This window comes from Sulfitobacter albidus (genome assembly GCF_018200035.1).
GTDB classification, from domain to species: Bacteria; Pseudomonadota; Alphaproteobacteria; order Rhodobacterales; family Rhodobacteraceae; genus Sulfitobacter; species Sulfitobacter albidus.
Map to the genome: position 1 here is coordinate 15,262 of NZ_CP073581.1, position 14,412 is coordinate 29,673.

Genomic DNA, 14,412 nt, shown 5'->3' on the forward strand with positions numbered 1-14,412 from the left:
CTCATGCTAGGTCTAGCGGCATGGCCCAACCCAACCCCAACATAAGCGCACAGGCGCCCGTGATCCGGCAGCTGGATGAGGCGGCGATCAATCGCATCGCCGCCGGTGAGGTGGTCGAACGCCCGGCCTCCGCCGTCAAGGAGCTGGTCGAGAATGCGATCGACGCAGGTGCCCGCCGCATCACCGTGGAATACGCCGACGGGGGCAAGACGCTCATCCGCGTGACCGACGATGGCTGCGGCATTGCGGGGGGCGATCTGCCGCTGGCGCTGTCGCGCCACGCCACGTCCAAGATCGACGGGAGCGATCTGCTCAACATCCATTCCTTTGGCTTTCGCGGTGAGGCATTGCCTTCGCTGGGCGCTGTGGGCCGTCTGACGATCACCTCCCGTGCGGCGGGCGCCGAGGGGCCGAGATCACGGTCAGCGGGGGCACGGCATCGGCGATCAAACCGGCGGCGCTGACCGGCGGCACGGTCGTCACCCTGCGCGATCTTTTCTACGCCACGCCCGCGCGGCTCAAGTTCCTGCGCACCGACCGGGCCGAGGCGCAGGCCATCGGCGATGTGGTCAAACGCCTCGCCATGGCGGAGCCCTTCGTGCGCTTCGTGCTGCGCGATGTCTCCGGCGGGGAGGGGCGCGACGTCTTTCGTGCCGAAGCAGAGCAGGGAGATCTGTTCGACGCGCTGCACGGGCGGTTGCGGCAGGTGCTGGGCCGGGATTTTGCTGAAAACGCCCTGCCGATCGATGCGGAGCGCGAGGGGTTTCACCTGACGGGATTTGCCGCCCTGCCGACCTATTCGCGTGGCTCTGCCGTGCAGCAGTACCTCTTTGTCAACGGGCGCCCGGTGAAGGACAGGATGCTCATCGGCGCGCTGCGCGGCGCCTATATGGATTTCCTCAGCCGGGATCGGCACCCGGCGGCGGCGCTCTTCGTGGATTGCGACCCGACGCTGGTGGATGTGAACGTGCACCCCGCAAAATCCGAGGTCCGCTTTCGCGAGCCGGGGCTGGTGCGCGGGCTGATTGTCTCGGCACTGCGCCACGGGTTGGCAAGCGCGGGTCACCGGGCCTCCACCACCGTGGCGGATGCGACGCTGGGCGCGCTGCGGCCCGAGCCTGTCGGCCCCGCGCGTGTCTACCAGATGGACCGCCCCAGTGCGGGCGCGCGGCACACGGCCCACGCCGCACAGGCGCCGGGCTTTGCCGAGATGGCCAACCCCTATGGCCGGGTTGCCACGCAGGGCGAGGAGCGGCCAGAGGACAGCGAGGAGCCGCCCGCTGATTATCCGCTGGGCACGGCCCGCGGGCAGGTGCACGAGAACTACATCATCGCGCAGACCGCCACTGGCATGGTCATCGTGGATCAGCACGCGGCACACGAGCGGCTGGTCTACGAACGGCTCAAACGCCAGATGGCCGAGAACGGCGTCGCTGCACAGGCCCTGCTGATCCCCGAGATCGTGCAGCTGTCGCCGGGTGATCGCGCGGCGCTCTTGGAGATTGCGGACGATCTCGCCCGCCTTGGCCTCGGCGTTGAGCCCTTCGGTGGCGATGCCGTCGCGGTGCGCGAAACGCCCGCCATCCTCGGCGAGGTCAACGCCGAGGCCATACTGCGCGACATTCTGGACGAATTGGCCGGTGAGGGGGCCAGCCTGACCGTACAGGCCCGGATCGAGGCGATCCTGAGCCGGGTCGCCTGCCATGGCTCCATCCGCTCGGGCCGCTGGATGCGCGCCGAAGAGATGAACGCGCTTTTGCGCGAGATGGAGGCGACGCCGCATTCCGGCCAGTGCAATCACGGGCGGCCCACCTACGTCGAGCTGAAGCTCAGCGATATCGAACGGCTGTTCGGGCGCACATGACCCTGCCCGCCGATTTGACGCCGGAGGAGCTGGTACTGCTGGGCGGGGGAGTGCTGGCGATCATCCTCGTGCTGCTTGTCGTGGTACTTTTGCGCCCCGCCCGTATGCCGCAGGAGGTGACGCAGCAGTTGCACCGTCTGGGTGCGGGGCAGGATCAGCTGCGTGGCAATCTGCAAACGGTCTCCGACACGCAGGCCCACGCGCAGGGGCAGCTGATCCAGAGTTTCGAGGCGCGACTGAGCGCGGTGCAGTTGCAGATGCAGGAGCAGTTGAACCAGATGCAGGAGCGCACCAACCGCTCGCTGCACGGCTCCGCCCAGCAGACCACCACGAGCCTCACGCAGTTGCAGGAGCGGCTCAAGGCGATCGACCGCGCGCAGGACAACATCACCAAACTGTCGGGCGATGTGCTGTCGTTGCAGGACATCCTCAGCAACAAGCAGACGCGCGGCGCATTCGGCGAGATCCAGCTGCGCGATATCGTGAGCAAGGCGCTGCCCGCCGACAGCTACACCCTGCAACCGACGCTGTCGAACGGGCGGCGGGCGGATTGCCTGATCCACCTGCCTAACCCGCCCGGGCCCATCGTGATCGACGCGAAATTTCCGCTGGAAGCCTACGAGGCGCTGCACCGGGCCGATACCGACTGGGCGCTGAAACAGGCGGTGACCAACATGCGCACCAGCATCCGCAAGCACATCCGCGACATCGCGGAGAAATACATCCTCGAGGGAGAGACCGCCGACGGTGCGCTGATGTTTCTGCCGTCCGAGGCCGTCTATGCCGAGCTGCACGCGAACTTCCCCGAGCTGGTGCGCGAGGGGTTCGATGCGCGCGTCTGGATCGTCTCGCCCACCACCTGCATGGCGACGCTGAACACGATGCGCGCGATCCTCAAGGACGCGCGGATGCGCGCGCAGGCGGGTGAGATCCGCAAGACGCTGGCGCTGCTCAACCGCGATGTGACGCTGGTGGTAGAGCGTGTGGGCAAGCTGGATACCCATTTCCGGCAGGCGCGCGCGGATATCGACGGGATCACCACCGCTGCGGAGCGGGCGGGCAAACGGGCGACCCGGCTGGATAATTTTGACTTTGCCGAGGGGGAGGAGGATGCGATCCTGCCGCTTGACGCTGACCGGAGCCTGACATGACCGATCCCATCACCGCCCTCTCCCTCGACGCAATCCGCGCGGCCCATGCGGCCATCGCAGGCGACGTGCGCCGCACGCCAAGCCTGCCGCTGAAAACGCCGTTGATTTCGCGGCTGTTCGGTGGGGGCAGCCTCGCGCTCAAGATGGAGTGTTTTCAGCACACCGGCACGTTCAAGGCGCGCGGCGCGCTGAGCGTTGCGCGCAGCCTTGACGCGGATCAGCGGGCGCGCGGGATCACGGCGGCCAGTGCCGGCAATCACGCCATCGCCGCCGCCTGGGCCGCGCGGCAGATCGGGGCGTCGGCCAAGGTGGTGATCCAATCCAACGCCAATCCGTTTCGCGTGGCCCTCGCCCGTGCCGAAGGCGCTGAGGTGATCATGAAGGCCCCCGGCGCCGAAACCTTTGCGGAAGCCGAGCGGCTGGTTGCAGAGGAGGGGCGCCATTTCATCCACCCCTTCGAGGGGCCGCAGACCTCGCTGGGCACGGCAGGTGTCGGGCTTGAGCTGATGCAGGATGTGGCGGATCTGGACGCGGTGATCGTCTCGATCGGCGGCGGCGGTCTGGTCAGCGGCATCGCGGCGGCGGTCAAGCAGATGAACCCCGCCTGCGCCGTCTACGGGGTGGAGCCCGAGGGCGCGCCCAGCATGTCAAAGTCGCTGGCGTCGGGAGAGGCGCTGAGCCTCGATGGGGTCAGCACCGTGGCCGACAGCCTTGGTGCACCGATGGCGCTGCCGTTCAGCATGGCGCTCTGCGCGCGGTATCTCGACGATATCGTATTGCTGGACGATGATGCGATCTGCGCAGGCATGGTGGCGTTTCAGGAAGAGGCCAAGCTGGCCGTCGAACCTGCCGCCGGCGCCGCCCTCGCCGCCGCGTTTGGCCCGCTGCGTGGGCGGCTCAACGGCAAGCGCACAGGCATCATCGTCTGCGGCGCCAATATTGACGCGGCCACTTACGGCACACTTCTCAAGCGGGGGGCTGCGCCCTACGCCTCGCTCGCCGCCTGATCAGATCCGTGCGAATTTTTGCCAGATGCGCGGCACGATCCCGGCAAGGCGCAGGGGCGCGTCGGTAACGGCAAGGCAGATACAATCCTCGTGGATGTCGGCCACAGGCACGTGCTGCACGTCACTGTCCGCGATCTCAACATCGCCGCGCGCGAAATACCCGTCGTCGTCCTGAAACGCGCCTTTCAAGACAAGCGTCATCTCGGTGCCGTGGTGGCCGTGATCCGGCATCGCCGCCCCGGCAGGAATGTAGAGCAGCCGCGCGGTTGCCGATTTCGACGTCTTGAGGATCGCCTGTTTCACGCCCATACCCAGCGGCCGCCAGCGGATCGCGTCAAGATCATCGCCGACGTAGGCGTGCAACGGGGCAGGCAGCAGGCTGGTGCCGCGCGGGGCAGGCGCATCGCCTGCGTCATCGGTCAGTCGCGACAGCGCGAATTCAAGGCTACCCTCGGTCATCGCTGCGGCATCTGCGTCACGCGCAATCAGGCTGCCGCCGACGGCATCGTAGGCTTCGGCGGCGGCGCGGCAGTGATCGCACATGGTGATGTGGGTGGCGACGATCAGGTTGAACGCCTCGGGCAGCGTACCCGCGGCATAGGCCATCAGCGTGGCGTCGTTCAGGTGGTGTTTGATGTTGGCTACGGTCATTTTCTTACTTCATTGCGTGTCGCAGGCGCTCAAGCGCCAGGCGGAGACGGGATTTTATGGTGCCCAGGGGCAATCCGGTGAGTTTGGCGATCTCTGACTGGGTCATATCGCCGAAATAAGCCTGCTCGATCAGACTGCGTTGGGTGTGGGGGAGAGCGGCGATTGCCTCGACCAAACGGGCGCTTTCTTCCTGTATTTCCATCACCTGCGATTGCTCGGGCTCGGGCTCGGGCCCCCAGGTGAGCTCTTCGGGCTCGGGCCTGCGTTCCCGGCGGAGCATGTCGATACGGCGGTTGCGGGCGATGGTAAAGATCCATGTCGCGACAGAGGCGCGGGATGGATCAAACTGATGTGCCTTGCGCCACAGCGTCGTCATCACATCCTGCGCGCATTCCTCGGCGGTGGTGGCATCGGTGCCGGATTTCATCAAAAATCCCTTAACCCGTGGTGCGAAATGCGCAAACACCTGTGCAAAGGCGTCGGTGTCACGGCGATCGCGGATGAGTATCATCTCGTCGATCCATGGAGCGGGAGTTTTCTCTTTTCTGTCGTCCTGCACGTGTCGGTGCCCTGAAATCGTATGTGGCCCCGCCAAAGCTGGTGGCATCCATCGGGATGTTCTGCGCGATGAGGTCTGGACTGAGGCTAACATGCTCTATGTACGGAGCAAGGGGCGGGTCGGATCAAAAAGAAATCTGAAACTCATTTACATCCAAGGTCGTATCTGACCCGTATGAACCCCAACAGAAAAACGATGTCAGGACGTCACTCCCTTATGCCTTTTGAAGCCCCAAACCGGCCCAATGATCCCACCGCACCGAAATCCCGCCGCATTGCCGTGATCGGTGCGGGGATTTCGGGCATGGGGGCCGCGCATCTGCTGGCGCCCGACAATCGCGTCGTCCTGTTCGAGAGCGGCGCGCGGCTGGGCGGGCACGCGCGCACTGTCATGGCGGGCAAGAACGGGGATCAGCCGGTCGATACCGGCTTTATCGTCTTCAACTACGCCAATTACCCCAATCTCGCTGCGCTGTTCGAAGCGCTTGAGGTGCCGGTCGTGGAGTCCAACATGAGCTTTGGCGCGTCGATCGACGGGGGGCGGTTCGAATACGCGCTCACCAGTCTCAACGCGATCTTTGCGCAACGGCGCAACGCGCTGAACCCGCGCTTTCTGGCGATGCTGCGCGACATCCTGCGGTTCAACAAGGATGCGCTGGCGCTGGCCAACAGCGACCGCAGCATGACCCTGCGCGAATTCCTCGCGCGGCTCGGGACGGGGACGTATTTCCGCGACTACTACCTTCTGCCGCTGTCTGGTGCGATCTGGTCCACCCCGACGGAGCAGATCATGGATTTTCCGGCCCATGCGCTGATCCAGTTTTTCGAGAACCACGCGCTGCTGAACGTTACGGGCCAGCACCAGTGGTACACGGTCACGGGAGGCTCGATCTCCTACGTCAGCCGGGTCGAGGCTGCGATGAAACGCAATGGCGTCGACATCCGGCTCAATGCCGCCGTGCAATCGGTGCGCCGCGATGGTGTCGGCGTCGAGGTCAAGACATGGGGCGGGGAGTGGGAGCGTTTTGACGAGGTCGTCTTTGCCACCCACTCCGACGACACGCTGGCAATGCTCGACGATCCGTCGCCGGCCGAGGCGGCGGCCCTCGGGGCGATTGCTTATCAGCCCAACGACATCGTGCTGCACGCCGACACGGCCATCATGCCCAAGCGTCGTGCGACTTGGGCCAGCTGGGTCTACACCGAGGACCGCGCCGCGCAGTCCGACAGGATCGACCTGACCTATTGGATGAATTCGCTGCAACCCATCCCCGAGGCGGATCCGCATTTCGTCACGCTCAACACCAAACGCACCATTCGCGAAGAGTTGATCTATGATCAGGTCACGCTGCGCCACCCGGTCTATGATCTGGCGGCGCTGGACGCGCAGGGGCGCGTGCGCGAGATGAACGGCACCAACGCCACTTGGTTCTGCGGTGCCTGGATGCGTCACGGATTTCATGAGGACGGGCTGGCAAGCGCCGTTGACGTGGTGCAGGCCCTTCAGGCCCGCGCCGCAAAGGCCTTGGCCGCCGAATGACCGCCACGGTCGACCATATCGTCGGGCAAACCTTTCACGGGCGAAGGGGCAGCGTTGAAAACGCGTTTCGCTACTCCGTGGACTACCTGCTGCTGGATGCCGAGGCCGAGTTGGCCACGCCCCGGCTGTTCAAACGCAACGGGAGGGGCGTCACGGCGCTGCTGGACCGTGACCACGGCGGCGCGCCGGGTCAGGGGCGTGGGGCGCCATGGGCGCGCGACGTGCTTGAGCAGTATCAGGTGGGCGGGGTTGCGCGTATCGATCTGCTGGCGCAACCGCGCGTGCTGGGCCACGTGTTCAATCCGGTGAGCTTTTGGCTGTGCCGCGATGCGCAGGAGGGCCTGATCGCGGTGATCGCTGAGGTGACCAATACCTTCGGCGACCGCCACAGCTATCTGTGTCACCATGCGGATGGGCGCGCGATAGCGCCAGGCGATCAGCTGAAGGCGACGAAGGTGCTGCATGTCTCGCCGTTCCAGCCGGTCGAGGGAGAATATACCTTTCGCTTTGACATCACCGACAGACGTGTCGGGATCTGGATCGACTACGGCCGGGCGCGGGGCGGGCTGATCGCGACGCTTACGGGCAAGCGGCAACCACTGAGCAATCGCAGCATTCTGGGGGCGCTGCTGCGACGTCCCTTCGGTGCGCGGCGGGTGCTGGCGCTGATCCACTGGCAGGCGATCAAGCTGTGGATCAAGGGGGCGACGTTCCGCTCGCAACCCACCCCGCCCGAGAACGAAGTGACCAAGGGATGAGCGTTCAACGCGCCGAAAGGTTACCGGCCTACGCACTGTTTGCGGCGTTGCTCGCCTGTGCGGGCCTGCCGATCTACATCCATGCGCCGAAGTTCTACGGCGACGCCTACGGGGTCTCGCTCACGGCGATGGCGGCGGTGCTGTTCGGGTTGCGGTTGCTGGACGTCGTACAGGATCCTTTGTTGGGGCGGCTATCGGAACGGCTGCGCAACCATCGCGGCGCGGCGGTGGCGGCTGGCTGTGCGGTGATCGGCACGGCGATGCTGGGCCTTTTTGCGGTCGAGCCGCTTTTTGCGCCGATCGCGTGGTTTGCGGTGATGCTGACGCTGGTATTCTCGGCGTTCAGCTTTCTGACGATCTGTTTCTACGCGCAAGGTGTGGCCAAGGCGGATCTGATGCCGGGCAAGGGGCATCTGCGCCTCGCGCGCTGGCGCGAGACCGGCGCATTGCTGGGCGTCTGCGCGGCGTCCGTGGCGCCCGTGGCGTTGGGTGCGGTGATGGGCGCGCCCTTTGCCGGGTTTGCCGTGGGCTTTGCCATGCTCAGCGTGGCGGCGGCCTGGGCGATGCGGGCCGAATGGGTGCGCAGCGATCTGCCCGACGGCGCGGGGTTTGGCGTGGTGCTGCGCGACCCGCTTGCCCGGCGATTGCTCATCATCGCGCTGTTCAACGCCGCACCCGTCGCTGTCAGCGCGTCGCTGTTTTTGTACTACGTCGAAAGTGTGCTGGAGGCGCCGGGGTTCGAGGGGCCGCTGTTGCTTCTGTTTTTCCTGTCCGCCGCCGGGGCCGCCCCGCTGTGGGGCTGGCTGGCAGAGCGGTACGGGACGGGCCGTGTCCTGCTGTCGGCCATGGTGCTGGCGATTTTCGCGTTTGGCGGCGCGCTGTTTCTGGGGCCGGGGGATCAATGGCTGTTTGCCGTTGTCTGCGTGGCAAGCGGCGCGGCGATGGGCGCGGATCTGACGCTGCTTCCCGCGCTGTTTGCGACACGCATGGCGCAGATTTCCCCCTCGGCGGCGGAAGGTTTCGGGCTATGGTCGTTCGTGTCCAAATTCACGCTGGCGATCGCGGCGGCGGTGCTGTTGCCGATGCTGGACGCGTCAGGATACCGCAGCGGATCCGGGAACCCGGCGCCGCCCGAAGCGATTGACCTTTTGCGGGTGCTCTACGCGGGCGTGCCCTGCGTGCTCAAGCTGGCGGCGATCTGGCTGCTGTGGCGCACTGATCTTGAAAGGGGCAGCCCATGAACGATGCTTTGTTTTTCTTTCTGCTGGGGGTGGCATTGATGGCCGCGCTCGTGCTGCTGCGCCGCCGGTTGGCGGATTTCCCGGCGCAACGGGCAGAGGATTACGTGGGTGAGGCGCCGACCTTCGACATGCGCCGCCACCTCAACGGCCCGATGCATTGTGTCGGCGCGATCTTTGGCCCGCTGGGACGGGTGACAAGCACGTTCACGGCGGAGTTCAATGCCAACTGGAAGGGCGACGTTTGTACGATCGAGGAACGTTTCACCTATCACGACGGCACCGTGCAGGAACGCGAATGGACGCTTGAGATGACGGGCGAGGACAGTTTTGACGCGCTGGCCGAGGATGTGCCGGGCACGGGCAAGGGCCACGTTGCGGGGCCAACCGTCTTGTTCCGGTATCCCATAACACTTCCGCAGGACAGCGGGGGCCACACGCTCAGCGCGCTTGACTGCATGTACCTCGCGCCGGACGGCACGGTCGTGAACCGCAGTCAATTTCGCAAGTTCGGCTTTCGCGTCGCGGAACTGGTGGCAACAATTTCAAAGAAGGAAGCGGCATGACCGACTGGAAGGGCAAACGGTATTGGCTTGTAGGGGCAAGCGACGGGCTTGGCGCTGCATTGGCGGGGTTTCTGAGCCGCGCCGGCGCGGAGGTGATCCTTTCGGCCCGGTCAGAGGACAAGCTGCGCGCGCTGGCGGATGATCTGCCGGGCAAGGCGCGCGTCGTCACCGTCGATGTCTCCGACAACGAGAGCGTTATTGCCGCGGCGGAATCGGTTGGCGAGATTCACGGCGTCGTCTTTTTGGCCGGTGTGTACTGGCCCTTCGGCGCAAAGGAGTGGGATGCGGATCGGGCCAATGCGATGGCAGACATAAACTTTACCGGCCTGATGCGCGTGATGGGGCAGGTGGTGCCGGGTATGGTCGCGCGGGATACGGGCCATATCGTCATTACCTCCAGCCTGACGGGTTTCAGGGGCTGCCGGGGTCCATCGGTTATACTGCATCAAAAGCGGCGACGATGTCGCTTGCCGAATGCATGCACGCGGATCTGCGCAAGACGGGTGTCAAGGTGCAGGTCATCAACCCCGGCTTCATCAAGACACAGCTGACGGACAAGAACGATTTCAAAATGCCCTTCCTGATGCAACCCGATGAGGCGGGCCGTGAAGTGTTTGAGCATATGAACACGGACCGTTTCAAGAAAAGCTTCCCCTGGGCCTTTTCGCTCGTATTCAGGCTGAGCCAGTTCCTGCCCGACGGTCTCTACTACCGGATTTTCAGCTAGAGGCTTGTTGGCGCCCCCTGCGGGGCGGCCCGGTACGGGAAGGCGTCTGGCACACTCAATCAATTATGGAGTGTGTGCTACGCCGCGTTGGATCAGGTATTTTCAAAAGGGTGCAGGGGGAGGGTCAGAGCCATCCATCCTGACGCAGTTTCGCCGCGCTATCGCGTCTGGACATTGCGGCAAGGAAAGCCGTGATTTTCGGGAAGTCGCTGACGGTGACGCCGTCGCCTTCGAGCCAGCTGCAGACCGCGAAGAGATAGAAATCTGCCAATGTGATGGCGTGACCGCAGGTGAAGGGGCCACAAAAGGCGTTCTCTTCGATATAGCGGGCGCAGGCCGTCATGGTTTGGGGCACTTTTGCGGTCATGTCAGCGTGGCTTTCCGGGCTGTCAGCCCAGCGGGTGCCACGCATTTTGTGGGCATGGGCGACGTGCATGGTCGAGGCGAGATAGTACATGACGCTCCGCATATGCGCGGCCTCCACGCTATTGTCGGGAACGAGTTTCGCATCCGTGGCCACCGCTGCGATGTATTCGAGGAGCGCGCCGGTTTCGGTCAGGATTGTGCCATCTTCGAGCGCGAGGGCCGGGACACGCCCCTTTGGATTGATGCGGGCGTAGTCGGGACTGGTCTGTTCGGCCGCCGCGAAATCGATGCGTTGAATCTCGTGGGGGATGGCCGCCTCAATCAGGGCCATGGCGGGGGCGACGGCGACGGTGCCGGGAGCAGCAAAGAGTTTCATGGTGTGGCCTTTCAGATATTTGTGCGGGCGGTTTGGCGGTCGGCCCGGTCGAGGTGGGGTGTTGCGTTGAACAGCGTCGGGCTTAGCGTGCCGCCGATATCGAAGAGTTGGTGCAGCGACGTGTGAAAGATCGCGATGGTCAGGCGCGCGGTGGCGGCAATGTCGAGCGACATCCGCTGGCCCATGACATTGCCGATGAGCCCGCCGGAGGTAACGACAAGGGCGGGGGTGGCGCCTGCGGCGATCTCATTGATTGCGTCGCGGATCCGGCTTTGGAAGGCGTCATAGCTTTCCGGGGCCCCTTCAATCTTGCCGTCGCGCCAGTGGGTAAAGACGGCGGGCAGGTGGGTGATGAATTCCGACTGTTCGGTCGGGAAGGGGATGCCGTGCTGATCGGCGAGCAGTTGCGAGAGGGTGAAATATTCCAACTCGTTGAGGCGCGGGTCGCGGATGGGCTCCAGTCCCATCGCCATGCCATCCGCCGTTTCGATATGGCGGCGCAGGGTGCCGGTATAGAGCCTGGCCTGCACCAGTCCGGTGCCACGCAGATGCTCGCCCAGCCACGCGGCCTGCCTGTGGCCCAGATCGCTCAACCGGTCATAGCTTTGCTCGTCTGTGGCGCCTGAGTTGGCCTGGCCGTGGCGGATGAGGGTAATCAGGGACATGGCGTGCCTTTCGGTGTTGCTCTCCCTGATAGGGAACTGCGCGGGGCGGCGAAAGGGGTCTATCGGAAACCTCCGGCACCGGTGATGGCGGAATTGGCGGGCATCGTGTCGGGATCAAGCCTTTTGCGCGCGGGGGGATCGGTAGAAGATGGCAAGTGTTTTGGAGGATGCCGATGTCTGCGACTGTTACATTCACGCTCGATGGCAAGACCGTCGAGGCGGAGGCGGGCATGACCATTTGGGAAGTGGCCAATGGCCGCGGTCTCAAGATCCCGCATCTGTGCCACAAACCGGCGCCGGGCTATCGCCCCGATGGCAATTGCCGTGCCTGTATGGTCGAGATCGAGGGGGAGCGTACGCTGGCGGCCTCCTGCATCCGCGAACCCGCAGAGGGGATGGTCGTCACCACCGACAGCGCCCGCGCGACATCCGCGCGCAAGATGGTGGTTGAGTTGCTGATGGCCGATCATCCGGAGCGCGACGAGGCCCACGACCGCTCCAGCCACATGTGGGATGTCGTTGATGCGCAGGGCGCCGATACGAGCCGTTTCCCGAAGATGGAAGAGGGGCGCATTCCGCTGCTCGACGACAGCCATGTGGCGATGAGCGTCAACCTTGATGCCTGTATATCCTGCGGGCTGTGTGTGCGCGCGTGCCGCGAGGTGCAGGTCAACGACGTGATCGGTATGTCCGGGCGCGGGGCGGATGCCTATCCAACGTTTGATATGGCCGATCCGATGGGCGCCTCCACCTGCGTGGCCTGCGGCGAATGTGTGCAGGCCTGCCCGACCGGCGCGCTCTTGCCCGCCACCGTAACCGATGAGAACCAGCGCGGCGACACGGCGGATTTCGACAGCGAGGTCGAAAGCATCTGCCCGTTCTGCGGTGTTGGCTGCCAGATCTCGATGAAGATCAAGGACAACAAGGTCAAATACGTCGAGGGGATCAACGGGCCCGCCAACGAGGGGCGGCTGTGCGTCAAGGGCCGCTTTGGCTTTGACTACATCCATCACGATCACCGGCTGACAAAACCACTGATCCGTCGCGACGACGCGCCCGCCAAGGGGCTGAACGTGGATCCCGGCAACTATCTGGAAGTGTTCCGCGAGGCGACATGGGACGAGGCGCTGGAGCGGGCGGCAAACGGGTTGCGCGCGATCGGCGGCACGGGGGTTGCGGGCTTTGGCTCTGCCAAATGCACCAATGAGGAGGCCTATCTGTTCCAGAAGATCATCCGGCAGGGGTTTGGCCACAACAACGTCGATCACTGCACCCGGCTGTGTCACGCCTCGTCGGTCTCTGCCCTGTTGGAGAACGTGGGCAGCGGCGCGGTGTCGGCCACCTTCAACGAGATCGAGAACGCCGATGTGGCCATCGTCATCGGCGCCAACCCGATCGAAAACCACCCCGTCGCGGCCACCTATTTCAAGCAGTTCACCAAACGCGGCGGCAAGCTCATTGTGATGGATCCGCGCGGTCAGGCGCTCAAACGTCATTCCTCGCATATGCTGCAATTCCGGCCCGGCACGGATGTGTCGATGCTCAACGCGATCATGCATGTGATCGTCGAGGAAGAGCTGTACGACCAGCAATATATCGAAGCCTACACCGAGAATTGGGAGGCGGAGAAGGCGCACCTCAAGGATTTCACCCCCGAAAAGATGGCAGAGATCTGCGGCATTGATGCCGAGACGCTGCGCGATGTCGCCCGCACCTTTGCCGGGGCCAATGCGGCGATGATTTTCTGGGGCATGGGGGTCAGCCAGCACATCCACGGCACGGATAACTCGCGCTGCCTGATCTCGCTCGCGCTGATGACAGGCCACGTGGGTCGCCCCGGCGCGGGGCTGCATCCGCTGCGCGGGCAGAACAACGTGCAGGGCGCCTCTGACGCCGGGCTGATCCCGATGTTCCTGCCGGATTATCAGTCGGTGACCGACGATGGCGTGCGCTCTGCCTTTACCGAGGTGTGGGAAAGCGGCGACTTCAGCGCGCAGAAGGGTCTGACCGTGACCGAGATCCTCGATGCCGTGCACGCGGGCGACATTCGCGGCATGTACATCCTTGGCGAAAACCCGGCCATGTCGGACCCGGATGTGGAGCACGCGCGCGATGCGCTCGCGAAGCTCGATCATCTGGTTGTGCAGGATATCTTCATCACCGAAACGGCGAATTTTGCCGATGTGATCCTGCCCGCCGCGGCTTTTGCGGAAAAGGCGGGGACAGTGACCAACACAAACCGTCAGGTGCAGATGGGCCGCCCCGCCGTCACCCCACCCGGAGAGGCGAAACCCGATTGGTGGATCGAGGTCGAGCTGGCCAAGCGTCTGGGGCTTGAGTGGTCCTACACCTCCCCGGCGGACGTGTTTGCCGAGATGAAGCTGAACATGAAATCGCTCGACAACATCACGTGGGAGCGGCTGGAGCAGCAGAACGCGGTGACCTATCCATCGTTGTCGCCAGAGGATCCCGGTCAGGCGATCGTCTTTGCCGACGGGTTCCCGCGTGCGGATGGGCGTGCGCGCTTCACCCCCGCGAGCATCATCGCGCCCGACGATACGCCCGATGCCGAATATCCGATGATCCTGACCACGGGGCGGCAGTTGGAGCATTGGCACACCGGTTCGATGACCCGCCGCTCGACGGTGCTGGACGCGGTGGAGCCGGAGGCGAATTGCTCGCTGCACCCGTCGACCCTGCGCAAGCTGGGGGTGGAGCCGGGCGAATTCGTGCGCCTGACCACCAAACGCGGCAGCATCGAGATCATGGCCCGGATGGATCGCGCCGTGTCGCCCGACATGGTGTTCCTGCCCTTCGCCTATGTCGAGGCGGCGGCGAACATCCTGACCAACCCGGCGGTCGATCCCTACGGCAAGATCCCGGAGTTCAAATTCTCTGCCGTGCGGGTGGAAGCGGCGAAAACGGCGGTCGCGGCGGAATAGGCT

At 64.5% G+C, this 14,412-nt stretch carries 11 protein-coding genes and 2 pseudogenes; 9 read left to right on the plus strand and 4 right to left on the minus strand.

Annotated elements, in window-relative coordinates; translation table 11 throughout:
• Positions 1-20 precede the first annotated feature (20 nt).
• The 3 genes and pseudogenes from mutL to KDD17_RS00085 all read left to right on the plus strand — a co-directional run bounded on the left by mutL (position 21) and on the right by KDD17_RS00085 (position 4,022).
• A pseudogene (gene mutL, locus KDD17_RS00075) lies at positions 21-1,864 on the plus strand (DNA mismatch repair endonuclease MutL).
• Positions 1,861-3,015, plus strand: a complete 1,155-nt coding sequence (locus KDD17_RS00080) for a DNA recombination protein RmuC (protein WP_212704726.1) — start codon at positions 1,861-1,863, stop codon at positions 3,013-3,015. Before mutL ends, KDD17_RS00080 begins: the two are co-directional and overlap by 4 nt.
• The gene (locus KDD17_RS00085) at positions 3,012-4,022 is read left to right on the plus strand and encodes a threonine ammonia-lyase (RefSeq protein WP_212704727.1); all 1,011 of its coding nucleotides are present in this window, start codon (positions 3,012-3,014) and stop codon (positions 4,020-4,022) included. Before KDD17_RS00080 ends, KDD17_RS00085 begins: the two co-directional genes overlap by 4 nt.
• Here KDD17_RS00085 and KDD17_RS00090 read toward each other — a convergent pair whose 3' ends face one another.
• Positions 4,023-4,673, minus strand: coding sequence for a ChrR family anti-sigma-E factor (locus KDD17_RS00090; protein WP_212704728.1), 651 nt, complete (start codon positions 4,671-4,673; stop codon positions 4,023-4,025).
• Positions 4,674-4,677: 4 nt separating this feature from the next.
• Positions 4,678-5,184 carry a sigma-70 family RNA polymerase sigma factor gene (locus tag KDD17_RS00095; RefSeq protein WP_284438383.1) on the minus strand — a complete coding sequence of 169 codons (507 nt, stop codon included), beginning with the start codon at positions 5,182-5,184 and terminating at the stop codon, positions 4,678-4,680.
• A 264-nt stretch (positions 5,185-5,448) separates the two neighbouring features.
• Between KDD17_RS00095 and KDD17_RS00100 the strand changes: the two genes are divergently transcribed.
• The 5 genes and pseudogenes from KDD17_RS00100 (at position 5,449) to KDD17_RS00120 (ending at position 10,060) form a co-directional block, all read left to right on the plus strand.
• Positions 5,449-6,771: an NAD(P)/FAD-dependent oxidoreductase gene (locus KDD17_RS00100; protein WP_212704730.1), complete on the plus strand. Its 1,323-nt coding sequence runs from the start codon at positions 5,449-5,451 to the stop codon at positions 6,769-6,771.
• Entirely contained in the window at positions 6,768-7,529 is a 762-nt protein-coding gene (locus KDD17_RS00105) for a DUF1365 domain-containing protein (protein ID WP_212704731.1), read from the plus strand. Before KDD17_RS00100 ends, KDD17_RS00105 begins: the two co-directional genes overlap by 4 nt.
• Positions 7,526-8,770, plus strand: a complete 1,245-nt coding sequence (locus tag KDD17_RS00110) for an MFS transporter (protein ID WP_212704732.1) — start codon at positions 7,526-7,528, stop codon at positions 8,768-8,770. The genes KDD17_RS00105 and KDD17_RS00110 overlap by 4 nt, the downstream gene beginning before the upstream one ends.
• Positions 8,767-9,333, plus strand: coding sequence for a DUF3833 family protein (locus KDD17_RS00115; RefSeq protein ID WP_212704733.1), 567 nt, complete (start codon positions 8,767-8,769; stop codon positions 9,331-9,333). Before KDD17_RS00110 ends, KDD17_RS00115 begins: the two co-directional genes overlap by 4 nt.
• Positions 9,330-10,060 (plus strand): annotated as a pseudogene (locus KDD17_RS00120) (SDR family NAD(P)-dependent oxidoreductase). Before KDD17_RS00115 ends, KDD17_RS00120 begins: the two are co-directional and overlap by 4 nt.
• 124 nt (positions 10,061-10,184) lie before the next feature.
• On the opposite strand, the gene KDD17_RS00125 reads toward KDD17_RS00120, so the two are convergent.
• Together KDD17_RS00125 and KDD17_RS00130 are read right to left on the minus strand one after the other, a co-directional pair.
• Complete coding sequence (locus tag KDD17_RS00125) at positions 10,185-10,802, minus strand: glutathione S-transferase family protein (protein WP_212704734.1); 618 nt, start codon at positions 10,800-10,802, stop codon at positions 10,185-10,187.
• A gap of 11 nt (positions 10,803-10,813) precedes the next feature.
• The gene (locus KDD17_RS00130; RefSeq protein ID WP_212704735.1) at positions 10,814-11,467 is read right to left on the minus strand and encodes a histidine phosphatase family protein; all 654 of its coding nucleotides are present in this window, start codon (positions 11,465-11,467) and stop codon (positions 10,814-10,816) included.
• Positions 11,468-11,640: 173 nt separating this feature from the next.
• Between KDD17_RS00130 and fdhF the strand changes: the two genes are divergently transcribed.
• Positions 11,641-14,409, plus strand: a complete 2,769-nt coding sequence (fdhF, locus tag KDD17_RS00135) for a formate dehydrogenase subunit alpha (protein WP_212704736.1) — start codon at positions 11,641-11,643, stop codon at positions 14,407-14,409.
• Positions 14,410-14,412: the final 3 nt, after the last annotated feature.

Coding starts and splice junctions, on each gene's coding strand:
- KDD17_RS00110 (WP_212704732.1), top strand. CDS start 7,526: ATGAGCGTTCAACGCGCCGAAAGGTTACCGGCCTACGCACTGTTTGCG.
- KDD17_RS00095 (WP_284438383.1), bottom strand. CDS start 5,184: ATGATACTCATCCGCGATCGCCGTGACACCGACGCCTTTGCACAGGTG.
- KDD17_RS00125 (WP_212704734.1), bottom strand. CDS start 10,802: ATGAAACTCTTTGCTGCTCCCGGCACCGTCGCCGTCGCCCCCGCCATG.
- KDD17_RS00105 (WP_212704731.1), top strand. CDS start 6,768: ATGACCGCCACGGTCGACCATATCGTCGGGCAAACCTTTCACGGGCGA.
- KDD17_RS00085 (WP_212704727.1), top strand. CDS start 3,012: ATGACCGATCCCATCACCGCCCTCTCCCTCGACGCAATCCGCGCGGCC.
- KDD17_RS00080 (WP_212704726.1), top strand. CDS start 1,861: ATGACCCTGCCCGCCGATTTGACGCCGGAGGAGCTGGTACTGCTGGGC.
- KDD17_RS00090 (WP_212704728.1), bottom strand. CDS start 4,673: ATGACCGTAGCCAACATCAAACACCACCTGAACGACGCCACGCTGATG.
- KDD17_RS00115 (WP_212704733.1), top strand. CDS start 8,767: ATGAACGATGCTTTGTTTTTCTTTCTGCTGGGGGTGGCATTGATGGCC.
- KDD17_RS00100 (WP_212704730.1), top strand. CDS start 5,449: ATGCCTTTTGAAGCCCCAAACCGGCCCAATGATCCCACCGCACCGAAA.
- KDD17_RS00130 (WP_212704735.1), bottom strand. CDS start 11,467: ATGTCCCTGATTACCCTCATCCGCCACGGCCAGGCCAACTCAGGCGCC.
- fdhF (WP_212704736.1), top strand. CDS start 11,641: ATGTCTGCGACTGTTACATTCACGCTCGATGGCAAGACCGTCGAGGCG.